The 17,187-nt window shown below is 42.0% G+C and carries 14 protein-coding genes; 9 read left to right on the forward strand and 5 right to left on the reverse strand.

All coding sequences use genetic code 11. The features are described 5' to 3' along the window. The first annotated feature begins 6 nt into the window (after positions 1–6). The 6 genes from ABEB05_RS00170 to mddA all read left to right on the forward strand — a co-directional run bounded on the left by ABEB05_RS00170 (position 7) and on the right by mddA (position 7,161). Positions 7–534, forward strand: coding sequence for an OsmC family protein (locus ABEB05_RS00170; RefSeq protein ID WP_265786406.1), 528 nt, complete (start codon positions 7–9; stop codon positions 532–534). Continuing rightward, a complete protein-coding gene (locus ABEB05_RS00175; RefSeq protein ID WP_265786407.1) occupies positions 531–1,352 on the forward strand; it encodes a class I SAM-dependent methyltransferase in 822 nt (273 codons plus the stop codon). Before ABEB05_RS00170 ends, ABEB05_RS00175 begins: the two co-directional genes overlap by 4 nt. Before the next feature lie 196 nt (positions 1,353–1,548). Beyond that, positions 1,549–3,783 carry an IGHMBP2 family helicase gene (locus ABEB05_RS00180; RefSeq protein ID WP_265786408.1) on the forward strand — a complete coding sequence of 745 codons (2,235 nt, stop codon included), beginning with the start codon at positions 1,549–1,551 and terminating at the stop codon, positions 3,781–3,783. A 296-nt stretch (positions 3,784–4,079) separates the two neighbouring features. After that, complete coding sequence (locus ABEB05_RS00185; RefSeq protein WP_265786409.1) at positions 4,080–5,159, forward strand: alpha/beta fold hydrolase; 1,080 nt, start codon at positions 4,080–4,082, stop codon at positions 5,157–5,159. Positions 5,160–5,447: 288 nt separating this feature from the next. Further along, positions 5,448–6,041: a class I SAM-dependent methyltransferase gene (locus ABEB05_RS00190; RefSeq protein WP_265786411.1), complete on the forward strand. Its 594-nt coding sequence runs from the start codon at positions 5,448–5,450 to the stop codon at positions 6,039–6,041. A gap of 316 nt (positions 6,042–6,357) precedes the next feature. Next, a complete protein-coding gene (mddA, locus tag ABEB05_RS00195) occupies positions 6,358–7,161 on the forward strand; it encodes a methanethiol S-methyltransferase (protein WP_265786413.1) in 804 nt (267 codons plus the stop codon). An 84-nt stretch (positions 7,162–7,245) separates the two neighbouring features. Here mddA and thpR read toward each other — a convergent pair whose 3' ends face one another. From thpR to ABEB05_RS00215, 4 genes are all read right to left on the reverse strand, one after another. Then, on the reverse strand, positions 7,246–7,791 hold the full coding sequence (thpR, locus tag ABEB05_RS00200; protein WP_265786415.1) for an RNA 2',3'-cyclic phosphodiesterase: 546 nt from the start codon (positions 7,789–7,791) through the stop codon (positions 7,246–7,248). 13 nt (positions 7,792–7,804) lie between these two features. Continuing rightward, positions 7,805–9,496 (reverse strand): S8 family peptidase, encoded by a 1,692-nt coding sequence (locus tag ABEB05_RS00205; RefSeq protein WP_265786417.1) that lies wholly within the window; start codon positions 9,494–9,496, stop codon positions 7,805–7,807. Between the two features lie 42 nt (positions 9,497–9,538). Further along, entirely contained in the window at positions 9,539–10,357 is an 819-nt protein-coding gene (locus tag ABEB05_RS00210; protein WP_265786419.1) for a hypothetical protein, read from the reverse strand. A 204-nt stretch (positions 10,358–10,561) separates the two neighbouring features. After that, complete coding sequence (locus ABEB05_RS00215; protein WP_265786420.1) at positions 10,562–11,374, reverse strand: protein-L-isoaspartate(D-aspartate) O-methyltransferase; 813 nt, start codon at positions 11,372–11,374, stop codon at positions 10,562–10,564. Positions 11,375–11,566: 192 nt separating this feature from the next. On the opposite strand from ABEB05_RS00215, the gene ABEB05_RS00220 reads away from it, so the two are divergent. Then, on the forward strand, positions 11,567–12,286 hold the full coding sequence (locus tag ABEB05_RS00220; protein ID WP_265786422.1) for a hypothetical protein: 720 nt from the start codon (positions 11,567–11,569) through the stop codon (positions 12,284–12,286). A gap of 32 nt (positions 12,287–12,318) precedes the next feature. Here ABEB05_RS00220 and ABEB05_RS00225 read toward each other — a convergent pair whose 3' ends face one another. Then, positions 12,319–12,699 (reverse strand): hotdog fold thioesterase, encoded by a 381-nt coding sequence (locus ABEB05_RS00225; protein ID WP_265786424.1) that lies wholly within the window; start codon positions 12,697–12,699, stop codon positions 12,319–12,321. Between the two features lie 183 nt (positions 12,700–12,882). Between ABEB05_RS00225 and ABEB05_RS00230 the strand changes: the two genes are divergently transcribed. Continuing rightward, positions 12,883–14,682: an AMP-dependent synthetase/ligase gene (locus ABEB05_RS00230; RefSeq protein WP_265786426.1), complete on the forward strand. Its 1,800-nt coding sequence runs from the start codon at positions 12,883–12,885 to the stop codon at positions 14,680–14,682. 49 nt (positions 14,683–14,731) lie between these two features. Then, entirely contained in the window at positions 14,732–17,104 is a 2,373-nt protein-coding gene (locus tag ABEB05_RS00235; protein ID WP_265786428.1) for a 3-hydroxyacyl-CoA dehydrogenase/enoyl-CoA hydratase family protein, read from the forward strand. Positions 17,105–17,187 lie beyond the last annotated feature (83 nt).

A 17,187-nucleotide genomic window follows, 5' to 3' on the forward strand; every position in this document is an offset into this window, starting at 1 on the left:
AAAACTATGGCTGATCCAAAAACAATAAAAAAGGCATACGAAAGGAATCGCCGAGCCGTAGAGCTGCGTCCTCAAAAAGGGAAAAGTACTGCAGTTACCAAGGTCCGATTGTTTGATGGGACAACATGTGAGGTGCAACATAAGCACTGGACATTTAAGGTTGATATCGGAATCTCTGAAGGCGGCAACGATGCTGGGCCAGGGCCGGGCATAATGGAACGCGGGGCGCTGGGAAGCTGCTTGGCTATTGCCTATTCACAGCACGCTGCTATTATGGGGGTGCCAGTCGACAAGATAGAGGTGGATATAGAATCCGATTTTGATGCCCGCGGCATGCTTGCTATTGATGATCGTCCGCCGGGTTTCGAAGAGCTCAGGTATAAGGTATACATTGAGAGTACGGCCAGTGAGGAAGAGGTACAGAAAGTCATCGACAAAGCGGACAGGCATAGTCCGGTATTGGATGATTTTAAACGGGCCATCCCGGTTAAGCGCGAAGTAACGATAAAAACCATAAATGAGGAGAGATCATGAGACCCGAATTACAACGAAGAGTACAGCGATACGGATGGGATTACTCTTCCCCATATTATGAAAAGGGCTGGCAACATCAACTGTGGCCGGCTCAAAATCGACTGCTTGAAAAAGCAAGCCTGCAAAAAGACCAAAAGGTCCTGGATATTTCATGCGGCACAGGATTGGTAACCTTTCCAATTGCCAAAGCAGTAGGCGGGAAAGGTGAGGTTACCGGTATCGATTTGTCAGAAGGAATGATTGATAAGGCAGCTGAAGAGGCTAAAAGGAGAGGCTTTTCCAATATTATATTTCAGCATATGGATGCCGAAGAACTGGACCTTCCCGATGAATCTTTTGATGTTGCCATCAACTCACTGGGATTGATGTACTATCCCGATCCTGGAAAGGCCATCCGAGAAATGTACCGCGTGGTAAAGCCGGAGGGACGTGCCACTGCCTTAGTATGGGGGCGGCGAAAAAAATGTGGCTGGACCGATATTTTCCCGATTGTGGACCGGCGGGTGGAATCGGATGTATGTCCGCTTTTTTTCCAGCTTGGGACCGGGGAAACGCTCAAAAAGGTTTTTGAGAATGCTGGTTTTACAGATATTGATTCGGATCGATTTGATATGAAACTGCACTTTGATTCAGATAAACAGGCAGTGATCGCCGCTTTTCTAGGAGGAGCTGTAGCCTTGGCCTATCGTAAATTTGATGAACAAACGAAGGAAGATGCACATGAGGAATATTTAGAATCGATTGATTCCTATCGTAATGAGACCGGTTACGATATACCGGGTGAGTTTGTGATTGTATCGGGTAAAAAATTCGGATAGAACATAACTAAAGAGAGAAAAGTATTGTCAAATCGGTATCTATTATTTTTGTGGGCTTAGTATATCCATTTTTGGGATGGATAGGCGTCGATAGTTTTAATTTTCACAGATCCTTGGAATTCCTGTCACTTTTTTTTGTGTTTAGATGAAGCTAAATCAAACTAAAAAGAACATAAGCAGAGATTAGAATAAGGATATGAGCAATATTTTAATCACTGAATTGAAGAATCAGGGTCCGGGCGATATTCTTGACGCCATTGGCGGGGAAACAGATATTGATCCGGGTATTATAGGCAATATTGATATCAACGGATCAAGAGCTCTTGTAGAAGTAAATAATGGAAAAGCAGAAGAGTTGGCAACTCAGTTGAATGGAAAAAAAGTGGGTCATTCCAGGGTATCAGTCCGGAATATAGAAGAGGAAGATTTTAAGGATATTGAAACCATTTATGACTATGTAGACCGGTTCAAACAACTGGTTGAGCTGGAACGAGAACAGGAAATGCGGGAGCATGAGGAAAGTATCCGTACTCTTTCTGGTAAACAACGAGAGGCTGAAGGGAAAGCTATTCTTTATTTAAGGGGCCGTGACGAAGGCAATGCGCTCGAAGGTAAGCTGGTAAAATTTATGCGACAGCATAAAGGAGAGCCGCTCCCGGAGACTGAAATAGCTGTTGGCGACCTGGTGATGATTTCGCGTAGAGATCCGTTGCTCAGCGACAATCCCACGGGTACGGTAGTGCAGAAAACCAATTATTCCGTTACCGTTGCTTTTGATCAGCCCCGCAGCTTTATTTTTGGTGAAGGATTGCGGATGGATTTATATGTCAATGATATTACTTACCAGCGAATGAAGGATGCATTGACACGGGTGGAGGAAGCAACCGGAAGACTAGCCGATCTTCGAAATATTATGGTAGGCTTGCGTTCACCAAAAGAACCAGAGAAAGCAGAGGTAAATCAGTGGTTTAACAAAGAGCTGAATGAATCCCAAAAGGAGGCGGTAGCCTACAGCTTGGGTGCTGAAGATATTCATCTTATTCACGGTCCGCCGGGTACCGGTAAGACAACAACAGCCATCGAAGTGATTGAACAGGCGGTGGAGGCAGGACAAAAAGTGCTTGCAACGGCCGCATCAAATATTGCTGTTGATAATATGCTGGATTTTCTGTTGGATCGTGAGGTAAAAGCCGTTCGCGTGGGACACCCGGCGCGGGTAACGCCCCAGCTGAAAGAACATACCCTGGACAGCCTGATAGAACAAAATAAACAGTATCGCAAGTCGGAAGAGCTGCGTGCTCAGGCAATTGAGAAGAAAGAGGAACAGGAGGAATTCACGTATCCATCCGGTAAGTATCGTCGCGGTATGAGTAATACCAAGATCAAAGAGCTTGCTGAAGAAGGAGGTAGTTCACGCGGAGTATCCAAAGATAAAATACAGGGTATGGCCCGTTGGATAGAGCTGCAGGATGAGATTGAAGCCCTTTTTGAGGAAGCGGATCGGCTTCGGGAGGAAGCCGTTAATGAAATTCTGGAAACCAAGCAGGTTATTTGTACAACCAACAGCACCGCCGGCAGTGAACTGGTAGAAAACCGCGAATTTGATCTCGTTGTGATTGATGAGGCAACGCAGTCGACTGAGCCGAGTTGTTTGATCCCTATTACTCACGGAAAGAAGATTGTTATGGCTGGAGATCACCGGCAGTTGCCTCCTACAGTGAAAAGTCGGAAAGCCGCTGACCAAGGATTGGAGGACACCCTTTTTGAACGACTTGCTGAGAAGTATCCCGGCATCAAGAACATGCTGGAGATACAGTATCGCATGCACGAAACAATTATGGCATTTTCAAACGAGCAGTTTTATGATGGAATAATTTCTGCCGATGAAAGTGTGAGGACCCATACGCTCGAAGATTTCCAGCTGGATATCAATTTGTTTAACAATAATTTGACGGAGATCCTTGATCCGCACAAACCGCTTGTTTTTGTGGATACTTCCGGACGCGATGCTGCAGAACGAATACGACAGGGATCAACATCCAAAGAAAATCCCGAGGAAGCGCTGCTGGTTGCACAGATGGCGGATAATTTACTGCGATCGGGGATGCGACCAGAGAATATTGCTGTTATTAGTCCGTATAAAGATCAGGTTGATTTACTGGACCGTAAAATTGATGCGGAAAACCTGGAGATAAAATCGGTGGATGGTTTCCAGGGGCGTGAAAAAGAGGTGGTGATTATATCACTGACGCGGAGCAATAAAAATAGAGGCATAGGTTTTCTTAAGGATGTCAGACGATTCAATGTATCGCTAACCCGAGCCGAACGAAAACTTATTGTTGTGGGGGATAGTTCTACAATAACATCCCATGAAATCTACTCCCATTTTATTGATTATGTACGACAGAAGGGAAGAGTGATAGAGTTATAATCATCTTTTACCCTCTGCTTCGCAGCCCGCAGTGCTTCATACTGTCTCAACGATGTGCTGGATGCCGGTATCTGGGAAAAGAAAGTTTCGGCACGATGTGGGGGACGGCGAAAAGAATGCAGGTAGACCAACGTTTTCCTAATTTTACAACAACTTTTCTAAGAAAATTTGATCCACATCCTTGATGGGAAGACTATAATCCAAGATGAAGTAGAAATAGACAAGGGTTATTTATACATTTACTTCTAATAAAGAAAAGAAGGGATGTATCCAACCTGATAAAACGGGGGAGGGTTGTGGAACAAGATATACAATTTTGTACTGCTCCGGATGGGGTTAAACTTGCCTATGCAATTTCTGGAAGCGGACCGCCACTGGTACGGGTTGCCAACTGGCTAACCCATCTGGATCTCGATTGGCAAGGTCCGATATGGTCTCACTGGTTCCGGGAGTTTTCCAAAGAAAATACGTTGGTACGATTTGATCAGCGTGGTTCCGGTTTATCTGATAGTTCTGTTAAAGAACTATCGCTGGAGGCTTGGGTACAGGATCTTGATTCCATAATCGATGATGTCGGTATTGGCAACTTCCCTTTGTTGGGATTTTGTCAAGGAGGACCCATTGCCCTTGCTTATGCAGTTCGCAATCCTGAACATGTAAGTCACCTTATCCTTTTTGACAGTTATAGTCAGGGAAATTTGGCAGATGGTGCTCCATTAGAGAAGCAAAAAGAAGCAAAAGCCCTTACAGAAATGATTGAAGTAGGATGGGGACGGGAAGATACCGATATATTTCGTCGAATTTTTGCAGATCTGCTTATGCCGGGAGCTACACAAGATGAACATAAATGGTTGGCTGAGCTGCAGCATCAAACGGCGTCACCATCAATGGCTGCTCGGCTATGGGAAGCTTATCACAACATTGATGTTGAACATTTGGCCAGCCAGGTAAATATCCCCACGCTAATTTTTCATGTAAAGGGGGATAAGGTGATTCCTTTTGAGGCTGGCCGCAGATTAGCTTCTTTGATTCCCGATGCCCGGTTCGTTCCTTTGGAGAGTGAAAATCATATCCTTTTGGAAGATGATCCCGCCTGGGATCGCTTTTTGGCAGAAGTGAAAAATTTTATTGGTTCTTCTGGATCGGATGCCATAATCGACGATCCGCAGAAAGTTTTTCCCGAACTTACGCCCAGAGAATGTGAGGTGATTGATCTGATTGCGAAGGGATTTACCAACAATGAAATTGCCGACCGGCTGTATATCAGCCAAAAAACCGTACGTAACCACAACACCCGGATATTCAGCAAACTGCAGGTAAATTCCCGTTCCAAAGCTATTGTGTTGGCTCGCGAAGCTGGGTTGGGGAAAGAATAACCTTTTTCTTCCTGGATGGGACAAAAGTCCCAGTCGAATAGAGTTATTTTCCTAAAAAATTGAGACCCTCGTCCCGTGATTTTTTGATGGAGTTTTAATATCTGTCAGTAATATCAGATTAAAAAACGAGCCAGATACTTACAAACCAGTGCTACGCTTCTTTAAGAATCAAAGACTGATTTTAAAAAGTTGTCTATTAAGCAGTTTATGAAACTATAATTACCACCCGACAAAGTAGCTCTGGGATAAACGAGTAATTTCAAATTTATCAAATAAAAACTCATAGAAATGAAATCCAATAATCAACGACCAAAGGAAACAAAACAAGATCCTGAATTTACTGCAAAGCAATTACGCAGGCCTTCAGGAGATTTTGCCATGGAAGTGGGCCAGAAGATGAATCAGGTGAACAAACCACTCTATGATCTTACCTTCGAAGTATTAGAGTTGCAAGAGAATGACCACATATTGGAAATCGGTTTCGGTAACGGGAAGTTTTTTAAGGACCTTTTTTCAATTAAGAATAAAATCCAGGTAAAGGCGATAGACTTTTCCGAGGAAATGGTAGAAGCGGCAAGGGAAGAAAACCAAGAAGCTCTTTCATCTGGAATACTGGATATAAAGTTGGGAAGCAGTGAGGCTATTCCTTTTCCCGATCAATCATTTGATAAGGTATTCTGCAACATGGTAATCTACTTCTGGGATCAGCCGGAAAAACATTTAAAAGAAGTCAGACGGGTGCTGAAACCTGATGGTACATTTTATACAGGTATCAGAACCCGGGAGAGCATGCGTGTTTTTCCTTTTATCGAATATGGATTCAATCATTTATTCAATGAAGGAGTGGGAAGAAATTCTGAATCAAAATGGATTTTCATTTGAAGAGAGATATAACAGGATGGATCCGGAAATAGAAGTTCAGGATAATAAGATTCGCCTCGAATCATGCTGTATTGTAGCAAGGAAAGAAGCAGGCATCTTGTAAAATAGTATGGAACGTGTGGAGTCGGGCTTATATTCGTTATCCAATGTGAGCTGTTCCAATTTAACGCTATACCTTTCCTTTTGATGCTTGGGACAAGAGTCCCATTCAAATAAAGTTATATTCGTCAAGAATTGAGACCCTCGTCTCATGAGATCCTGATGGCATTTTTGTATCTATAAGTGTCATTCAAACAAAAAAAGAGAGGTAAACAAAATGGGTCGAATATTAGCTTTTATCTATGGTATAATCAGCTATGCAGCATTTTTAGCAGCGTTTTGTTACGCAATCGCATTTGTGGGAGATTTTTATGTGCCAAAGACCATCAATTCGGGTGAGGCCGGTACTTTACTGCCTTCACTTCTAATTAACACTGCACTGTTGGGGTTATTTGCCATTCAGCACAGTGGCATGGCTCGACCGGGTTTTAAAAAATGGTGGACAAAAATCATCCCCGAACCAATCGAGCGAAGTACTTATGTGTTGTTGGCAAGTGGCGTATTATTCTTATTGTATTGGCTGTGGCAACCGCTTCCGGCAACTGTCTGGAGCTTAGAAAACGAAATTGGCCGATGGATACTCTGGGGACTGTTTAGTCTCGGTTGGGGATTGGTTGTATATACCACGTTTTTGATTAGTCATGCACACCTTTTCGGTCTGACACAGATCCGAGATTTTATAAAAGACCGTGATCTGTCGGAACCGGATTTTCAAACGCTGAATCTCTATCGTCATATGCGTCATCCAATGATGCTTGGGTTCTTTTTGGCCTTTTGGTCTACTCCGGAAATGACGATTGGACATCTACTTTTTTCTATTGCTACTACCGCTTATATACTTATTGCTCTTCAGTTAGAAGAAAATGATTTGGTTAAGGCCTTCGGAGAGCGATATCGGAAATACCGCCAAAGGGTACCCAAGTTTATTCCAAGACCGGGACACAAAGCATCAATCGATGTAGAAGAAAAAAGCAATGAATCATCCCAGTCTCTATCTGAAACTTTAATCTCAGAGGAATAGCACATCAACAAAGTCATATGCGCGGTGATTTTGAACATGCTGTCAAAGTAAAACGAACAGTATCGATCGATGCTCCGCAAGTAACTATGACTTTTCGAATTTAAATTCATAAAACGGTTGCCATTGTTGAAAATCATGCTTCATCAAAAAGATACTATTTACTTCAAACGAAAAATCGAAAGAACGATCTTGAAACTCCTCCCAGGCACGTTCAAAATTATCAGGAGTCAAATCACGGTAAGCTAGCGTCATATGTGGGGTAAAACTTTTATTAGTTTTGGTAAAACCTAACTCATTTTGCAAGTATTCCATAAGGTTACCGTGCAGTGCTTTCATCGATGATGGATCTTTCACATCTATAAAAATCACATCATCACGAAAATGATTGAATCCGGATAGATGAACGGTAAAAGATTCCTGATCTTCAGCAAAATAGGTGAGATGCGGAACAATAATTTCTTCAATTTTTTCCGGCACTTTAAACGGAATCTGTAGAGTAAAATGAGGTGGTTTATGGTAGGCTTCTTTACTGTCAAACTTATTCATAAACTCTTTCTTCACTTCCTGTACACGATTGGTGATGTTATCGGGCGGTAAGATAGCAATGAAGTATAAACCGTCTTTTGACATAAATTTTTTAAAATTATTGGCTCATTTCTTCTGCTGCCCGTAGCGCTTTATAAACGTTTACGAGACCATCAGAAACAGAAAGCTCTGGAAATATAGTCTGTTCGGATTCCTCAGGATTTCCTTCGCTTGGCACAGTTACTAGCTGATTGGGATATTGTATACTGTTTTCGAGAATAATTTGACGAACTTGTTTAGCAGTTAATTCCGGGTAGTAAGCCATGATTAAGGCGGCAGTTCCTGCCACAACTGGAGAGGCCATGCTGGTACCTGACTGAAATTCATATTTATTATCGGGCATGGTTGAATAGATATCCACGCCAGGAGCGAAAAGATCGACGGTTTCATCTCCATAATTACTGAAATTAGCAATAAATTCTTCATTTGGCTTCCAGGAGGTAGCGCCGACACTCATCCAAAGAGTCGCAGCGGAATCACTTACAGCGCTACCATATTTATCAGTGGGGTAGTTTGCTGTTGTATCGGTATTTTGTGCACTGTTACCCGCCCCGTGTACCATTAGCACATTGTTTTTATTGGCATGAGCTACAGCTTTATCAACCACTTCTTTATGGGGAGAGTAGCTTTTTCCAAAACTCATATTGATGATATCTGCCCCGTTATCTACGGCATAGCGGATAGCATTGGCCACGTCTTTGTCGCGTTCATCACCATTGGGCACGGCCCGGATTGCCATAATATACGTATTGGTAGCAACTCCATTTACCCCAATTCCATTATCACGTTCCGCAGCTATAATTCCGGCGACATGGGTGCCATGACTGGGATCGGGGCCGGCGACATCATTATTTCCATAAATGCGTTCTGATTTGTCCTCATAATTATCCCCAACTATATCCCGCGGGTTGAAGTCTGGGTTGTAGCCATACTTTGCAAATTCATAAATCTGCTTTTTTTGGTCTGCAATAAGGGTAGAATCAATTTCATTTTCGAGGATATAACTCATAACGTTTTTAGCAAAATTCAATTCCTGACTGGTGGGGTCCAGCTCTTGAATGTCTTCATAGGAATAAGAAGAATCGGCGTAATGTTCGTCCAAAATATTTTTTGCCTCCTGCATGCTTTGATTTAGAGACTCAATATTATTGTACTGTTGATGTAACCTATTGACTTCTTCCTCGTAATCGGATTTAATTTGCTTATAATATGAATACTGTTCCTGTTTCTTTTTGCTAAAGGAAGTCGTATCCGCATTTTTAAATTCTTGGTGCAGAGAACGGTAGATTCGGGTAAGCTCAAAGGTATCGTGATTTACATTTTTGCCATCCGATCCTCCAATAAAATTCCACCCGTGCACATCATCCACATAACCGTTGCCATCGTCATCCTTTCCATTGTCTGGAATCTCATCCTCATTGATCCACATGACATCATCCAGATCCTCATGATTAGTATCAACTCCGCCGTCGATAACTGCTACCACAACTTTTTCCTCTGGAGAATTATCGCTGAGTATTTTCGTATAAGCTAGCTCGCTGCTAATTCCTCGAAATTGAGTTTGTTCTTCATCCCAATGATGCCAGCCTTCAGGCGGCTTAAGCATGGTGGAGAAGTCTACTGGCTGATCAACTTTCTCTTGAGGCGTGGTTTTATCTTGGGAGCTATCATTTTTGGTAGCCATCTGGCTTGATGAGCAACCGTAGATGGTGGCAAAAAGCGTTACAATTATAAAGAGTCGCTTGATCATAGATTTCAAAATTTGAGAATATTGATAAGTTTAAAAGAGGTACTATAAATTTTGGACAGATTCTAAAAAACGGTCTGAGGCTTTCTGGTAAGCCGACTGGATGCCTTGACTAACGTTTTTATTCAACCAGTTGCCCGCTTCCGATTCATAAAAAGATTGATACTGTTGCAGTACTTCATTATCCAGCCCGTGATACTTAAGTAAATATTGTTGGGTTAATTCTTGGTCGACTTGTCCCTGCATTCGGTTACGGAAGTTGTTAACAAAGTTGTCTATTTGCGAATCACTGAGCGTCCGTTCATCACTAAGCTTCCCAAATGCAGTAACAATGGCTCGAAAAAGAATAAGCTGGGATTCTGTCTCAGTTTCAGCAGCGGACATACTTGCTACCAAGGAGTTAATGAGCTTTGTCCGTGCATCGGAGGGGGGATTTTGTTCAAGTTCATATCTGTTTACAACACGCTTTCGTATACCCTGAAGGGAATAGAATTCTTGTTCGGCTTCCAGAACTTCTTGAATACTTTCGTCTTTAAGCCTCTTTGTTACTGACTGAGCCTTATTCTCATCAAAATTTTCCCGGAATACCTCTTGTGTATGGTAAACGAGCGAGTCTGCCGTGAAGGCCTGTAGGAATAGATCCATCATCTGGTCATTTTTAGAAGGGGATAATCCGAAGGGATTTTGAGAAAACTGCTCGTGTAACTCCCGGGGATGTTCATTTATTTTCTCTTCGAGAGGTAGTTCCTCAAAAATGTAATTAATGACTTCCGTTTCTGAATCTAAATTAGATTTCTGGGCAGAGGTTATAAATGGTAACAGAAAGAGACAAAGCGTAAGAAGGAAAAATTTTTGATGCGGCATGATCTGAAAAGAATTAAACTTCTGTTAAATCGAGAGTGTACCAAATGAAGCTAAATATAATTAAATAACCCCAAAAATATTTTTTAGGGCAACATAAATGGATGATATTCCATAGAGTGAAGTCAATTTTATAACATAGTGTAGTTTTTAACTGTAGGTATAAAAGAAAATTGTGATAACAATTGATAAGTATTCCAATCTATTCTATGGCGATTCAATTTCTCCTGTCATTGGAACGAAGCGAACCGGAATATTCCGCTGGTAACTGATCTCACCTTCTTGAGATTTAGTGACTTTTGTCAGTATTTGGGTTTCACCGGCTTCTCCCACCGGAGCGACCAGAATGCCTCCCTTTGCCAGTTGATCGATGAGTGGTTGGGGAACCTCTTCGGGAGCAGCGGTCAAAATAATAGCATCAAAAGGTGCATGTTCGGGCCATCCCTTGTATCCATTGCCAATCTTTGTTTTAATGGTATGATATCCCAACTTCTCAAAGCGATTTATAGCTTGTTTAGCCAAGGGTTCTACAATTTCTATGGTGTAGATAGAAGGCGTTATTTCAGACATCACTGCTGCCTGGTAACCGCTGCCGGTTCCTATCTCTAATACCTTTTTACCGGCTTCTAGCTCCAGCATTTCAGTGGTATATCCTACAATAAATGGTTGTGATATGGTTTGGTCGTGTCCAATAGGAAGTGGACGATTTTGATAAGCATATTGCTGATAACGTTCAGGTACAAACAGATGTCGGGGGACATGCCGCATCGCCTGCAAAACGCTTGAATCTTTTACGCCCTGATTTTTTACTCCTTCTTCCACCAGCTGATGGCGCTCCTTCTGGCGTTCTGAGAATCTTGGACGATTCCACTCTATTGTATCAGCAATTTGTGAGTCTAAAGAATCATGAGGGATGGGGATACGCGTATCTTGCTGACTTAAACCGCTGCTTTTCACTGCCCAAAAACTGAATGCGAAAAAAAGGAAAAGTAAAAAAGCGTGTATGTTTAGTATTTTCATGGAGTTGCAGTCTTATTTGGCATCATTACTTTAACAAATTATGCCATTTGTTTAGTTCATGCCACCAATAATGTTAAGGCATTAAATATTATAGTTTGGCAATAAAGTTTGCTCCTCTCTTCGTTATTAGCTAAAGTTTAATATACGGTTAACAACGTTGGATAACGCTTAATATCACTACAGGAGGCTCCAATGAGCAATCATCCACTCAATATAGAACTTTTTACCCAAGTCCAATCAGATTTTGAATCGTCTCAGTACAAAATTTTGGCTGGCTTAAAAAAGATTTCGGCTGATTTCCAGATGAATAAGATTTATCCGCATCTGAGTCATCTGGTTGATCTTTATACCGCTCTGGATGAGATACTGAACAGGCTCCGGGACTTGCGCAACAACTTTCCGAAAAGAATAAAAAAGATCGATTTTGTCAATCAGCGTATAGAGCATGAGGTCGTTTTTGTAGACGGCTCAGATCTCTCGAAAGTAGAGGATCTTATTGAGTGGGCTCTTCCACACCTTAAAGCAAAAATAGAAGAGGGAAAAGCAATTTACGAATTTGTAGATGACGAGATTAAATTAGAAGAGGTGGGCATTGTACCTAATTATACCGACGAAGGGTACTTTTTTGTGCCCGATAATGAAGAATCTAAACTTTTGCTCTTTCAATATGAGGTTACGGTTTTTGAAAGTTCACAGGACAAATACCGGTCTCTTAAAACCGCTCTTCTAAAAGGATTGGCAAAAGGCGAGGCTCATCGTTCTCCGAATGCTATTAAGCTGGATTTGATTAATGAAAACAGGGAGCTGCCCAATCCCGCTACCTTTGCCTTCCAGACGAACCTTGATTTCCCATTTCGGGAGACAATATTTCCAGTTACAAAAAGAAAACTAATGAAACAGCTCTTTAATTAAGTTGGCTTTTTTTAGAATATAGAGTCTGGAGTTTAAATATTAACAACGGCTAACGTACAGCGCGAGACACAAATTAACTTCTCAGATTTATTAAAAATTTTAGTTTCCCAAACGTGCGTCTGCTTGCCAATATGGATTGGAACAGCAATACCTTTAACCGTATTTCCTTTTTTGACTGACCGCAGATGGTTGGCATTTATCTCAACCCCAACAGCTGTTTTCCCTTTTTCCTTTATGTTTAGCCATCCTCCTACAGAGGCCAGGGTTTCAGAGAGGGCAACAGAAGCTCCTCCGTGAAGTAATCCAAAGGGTTGTATCGTATTTTCATTTACGGGCATGGAGGCTATGATCTCGTCGTCTTTAAAGGATTGAAAGGTAATGCCGAGAGCATCTCCCATATTATTTTCGGACATATCCAAAAACTGGTTAACCCGGGATTTGAGATTTGGCTGGATATACATAAATGATTCTGTTACAATTCATTAGCATAAGAAGGAACTGGGTAAGGTAAATAATTAAGAAACAAAAAATGGACTTTTATATCTCCTCCAAACGTTTAAATTACATAGAAACAGTCAAATAAAGAGCAGGCCGACATGGAATATGATCCCACAACAATTATTTCGGAAATAGATAAGGGCATTAGTAAGCATGATCAGGATGTTTATATAGCTACGAAACGCAATGGAGAGTGGATAGAAACCTCAAAAGATGAGTTTACAAGGAAGGTTCGCTATTTTGCATTGGGGCTGTATGATCTCGGAATACGAAAAGGAGATCGGATAAGTATACATGCTGAAAACAGCACTGAGTGGCTTATTTATGACCAGGCTATTTTATCAATCGGAGCAGCGAATGTTCCTATTTACACTACACAGCCCGCCGAGCAGATTAAGTATATCCTGGAAAACTGTGAGGCAAAAGTCCATATTGTATCCAATGATGAACTTTTTGCTGAAAGCAGATCTTTGGTAAAAGAGATAGGAAGTATTAAAGGAGTTATTACCCTGTTTGGTTCAGAAGAGGAGGGGATACATACTTTTGATACCATCATAGAAAAAGGGAAAATTGTTGAAAAAGAGAATCCCGACCTGTTTGAAGAGTTAAAAGAGGAAGTTGAACCTCAGGATCTTGCAACGCTGATATACACTTCCGGAACCACGGGAGATCCCAAGGGAGTAATGCTGACGCACAATAACATTGCTTCCAATTTACTAGCATCTTTGGAACGGGTCCCCTTCGATAAGAATGTGAAGGAAGGCGAACGGATGCTTTCCTATTTGCCTTTGTCGCACGTCTTCGAGCGGCTTATTACATACCTGTATTTACATATGGGATATCCCGTCTACTACATTGAGGAAGTAGATCAAATTCGGGACGACTTTGAGTCAATTCAACCGTTTTTTATGGCAACCGTACCCCGACTGCTGGAAAAAATACATACTGGTATAAAAGTGAAGGGGCAGGAAATGAGCGGCCTGAAAAAAAGGCTCTATTACTGGGCTATAGACAGGGCCGTGAATTATGATCCCGAGAATCCGCCAAGTGGATTAGAGGCCATTAAACATAAAATTGCGGACAAATTTGTGTATTCGAAGATCCGGGATCTTTTTGGCGGGAAATTGCTTGGATTTATTAGTGGAGGTGCAGCCCTTTCGCCCGATATCTTCCAGTTTTTTAATGCTATTGGACTGTATTGTGGTCAGGGATACGGACTTACAGAAACATCTCCGGTTATTTCAGTTACGGATGTGGATCATATGCGGGTGGGGAGCTCGGGAAGACCACTCTCCAATGTTGAGGTGAAAATAGCGGATGATGGGGAGATTCTTACAAAGGGACCCAACGTTATGGATGGGTACTTTAATAATGTGGAAAAGACCAAAGAAGTTATGACCGATGACGGATGGTTTAAAACAGGGGATGTGGGAAAACTAGAGGATAATTACCTGTTTATTACAGATCGAAAAAAATCGGTGTTTAAATTATCTACGGGTAAATATATAGCTCCTCAAATCATTGAAAATAAATTAATTAACAATGGCTATATAGATCAGGCAGTCGTGATCGGTTATAAGCGAAAGTTTTGTTCAGCTTTAATTGTACCTAATTATGAGAATGTAGAAAAGCGGCTGAAAAGTAAGGGTAAATCGGTATCGGATGAACCTAATAATGATGAGAATGTCAGAAAGCTCATCCAAAAAGAGGTCGATAAGGTGAATAATGAACTCTCACCTTGGGAAACCGTCAAGAAATTTGTAATCCTCAATGAGCCATTTACGATTGAGTCGGGTGAGTTGACTCCGACTATGAAGACGAAGCGCCCGGTCATTAATGAACGCTACGAGAAGGAGATCAATTCAATGTATGAAGAGGCGGAAGACGAAGAGGAGTAGTAAGGTGTCGGTATTATAATTTTAATATGAACTTATAAGAAAATTATTCATGAGTACATCAAAGTATGCTATTCAAAAGGTCGCAGTATTGGGTTCCGGAACAATGGGAAGTCAGATTGCCGCTCACTGCGTAAATGCTGGACTTGATGTTTGGCTACTCGACCTGAAAGATGAGGAAAGCGATCATCCCAACCAACAGGTGATTGATAGCATCAAGAAGCTTAAAAAGATGAATCCTTCTCCTCTGGGATTACCGGAATATGCCGACCGCATTAAGGCAGGAAATTTTACGGATGATTTGGACGTATTGGGAGAAGTAGACTGGGTCTGTGAAGCCATTATTGAAAAAATGGATATCAAAAAGCAGATGATGAGTGATATCGAGGATGTCCGGAAGAAAGGAACCATTGTTAGTTCTAATACCTCAGGGTTGCCAATTGGAAAAATAAGCGAAGACTGCTCGGACGAATTTAAGCAGCATTTCCTTGGGACCCATTTTTTTAATCCGCCTCGTTATATGAAGCTTTTGGAAGTCATTCCCACAGAATCCACGGCCGATGAAGTTACGGAGTATATGTCCCGTTTTTGCGAGCAGGATTTGGGCAAAGGGGTTGTTCAATGCAAGGATACTCCCAATTTTATTGCCAACCGCATAGGTATCTTTTCCATGGCTAATCTTATGCCTTACTTCTTTGAGGGTAGTTTTCGTGCCGAAGAAATTGATTTTCTTTTGGGCACGCTCACTGGTTATTCAAAAGCCGCTACTTTTCGTACGGCCGATATGTCGGGTCTGGATGTGATTCATCACGTTGCATCAAATTTGTATCCTGCTATTCCGGACGATGAATGTCGCGAAGTATTCGATTTGCCTGATATTTTTGAGCAAATGGTGGAGGAAGGCAAGCATGGTAATAAAGCGGGGGAAGGTTTTTATAAAAAGGTTAAAACTGAGACAGGTAAAGAGTACAAAGTCATTAATCCCGAAACGGGCGAATATGAATCCCAAATAGATCCGGAGTTTGAGAGTGCATCTGAAGCTGAGAAGAAATTTGATTCACCAGAGGAGCGTCTTCGATTTTTAGTTAACCAAGATGATAAGATCGGGCAGTTCCTGTGGGATATTCACCGTGATTTATTGCTTTATTCTGCGAACCGAATTCCGGAAATAACGGATTCTGTTGAAGCCATAGACCGGGCCATGAAGTGGGGCTTTAACTGGCAATTAGGTCCCTTTGAACGGTGGGATGCTATCGGGGTGCCTGAAAGCGTAGAGCGAATGCAGGATGAGGGGATAGAGGTTCCGGAGTCAGTACTCAATATGATCGAAAGAGGGCGCCATCAGTTTTATGACTATGAGAAGGGAACCGTTTACAATTTGGCTATCGGTGAAGCGCAAGAGCTTAGTCCACCGGCTGAAGGAGCTATTCAGGTTTCCGCACTCAAAGCTAATGATAAAGAGGTCTTTGGAAACGAGAGTGCCGGGTTATACGATATGGGAGAGGGAATCGCTTTATTTGAATTTCGAACCCGCAAATACACGCTTGGTTTTGAGCTCGTACAATCGCTCGATAAAGCGTGTAATATTGTCGAAGATCAATTTGATGCCCTGGTTATTAGTCACGATGGTGATAACTTTACCTATGGAGCCAACCTGATGGAGGCAATGCAGACATGGCAGAAGGGAGATAAAAAACGCGTGCGTGAAGCAGCAAAGAATTTCCAAGATGTAGCTGTTGGATTGCGTTACCGTCCATTTCCAGTGGTAATAGCGCCATTCGGTCGTTCTCTGGGAGGAGGAGTAGAATTTGTTTTACATGCCGATAAAGTGATAGCTCACCATGAACTCTATGCCGGCTTGGTAGAAGTAGGGGTAGGATTACTTCCGGCCGGAGGGGGAACCAAGGAGATACTTTATCGGACAATGCAACAGCTGATGGAAGATGAGCAGACTGATCCCATGCCGAATATTAAAGAGAAATTTAAAACTATTGGTATGGCTAAGGTCTCTGACGGAGCCCCAAAAGCTAAAAAAATGGGATATCTTCGTGAATCGGATCAGGTGGTTATGAACCGTGATCTATTGATTGCCAATGCTAAGGCTGAGGCTCTCCGGATGGCTGATGCGGGCTATCATCCACCGGTTAAGCCTCAAATAAAAGTGCTCGGTAAACAGGCATTGAGTTCATTGAAAATGATGCTGCATATTATGCACGAGGCTAATTTCATTACTGACTATGATAAAGTAGTGGCAGAAAAGGTAGCTTATGTAATGAGCGGTGGAGATTTAAGCGAACCGCAGGAAGTGCCAGAAGATTATATTTTGCGACTCGAGCGCAAAGCTTTTATCGAACTGCTGGAGGATGAACGAACACAGGCCCGAATCGAGCACATGCTCAAGAAGGGAAAACCACTTAGAAACTAGTTAACTGTTATTAGTTATTAGGAAAATGGGACAGAAAAAAAGAGCTAAATTCTTTTGAGGACTTGAAAGTATTGAGAAAGAAG

This window comes from Fodinibius salicampi (assembly GCF_039545095.1).
Taxonomy (GTDB): Bacteria; Bacteroidota; Rhodothermia; order Balneolales; family Balneolaceae; genus Fodinibius; species Fodinibius salicampi.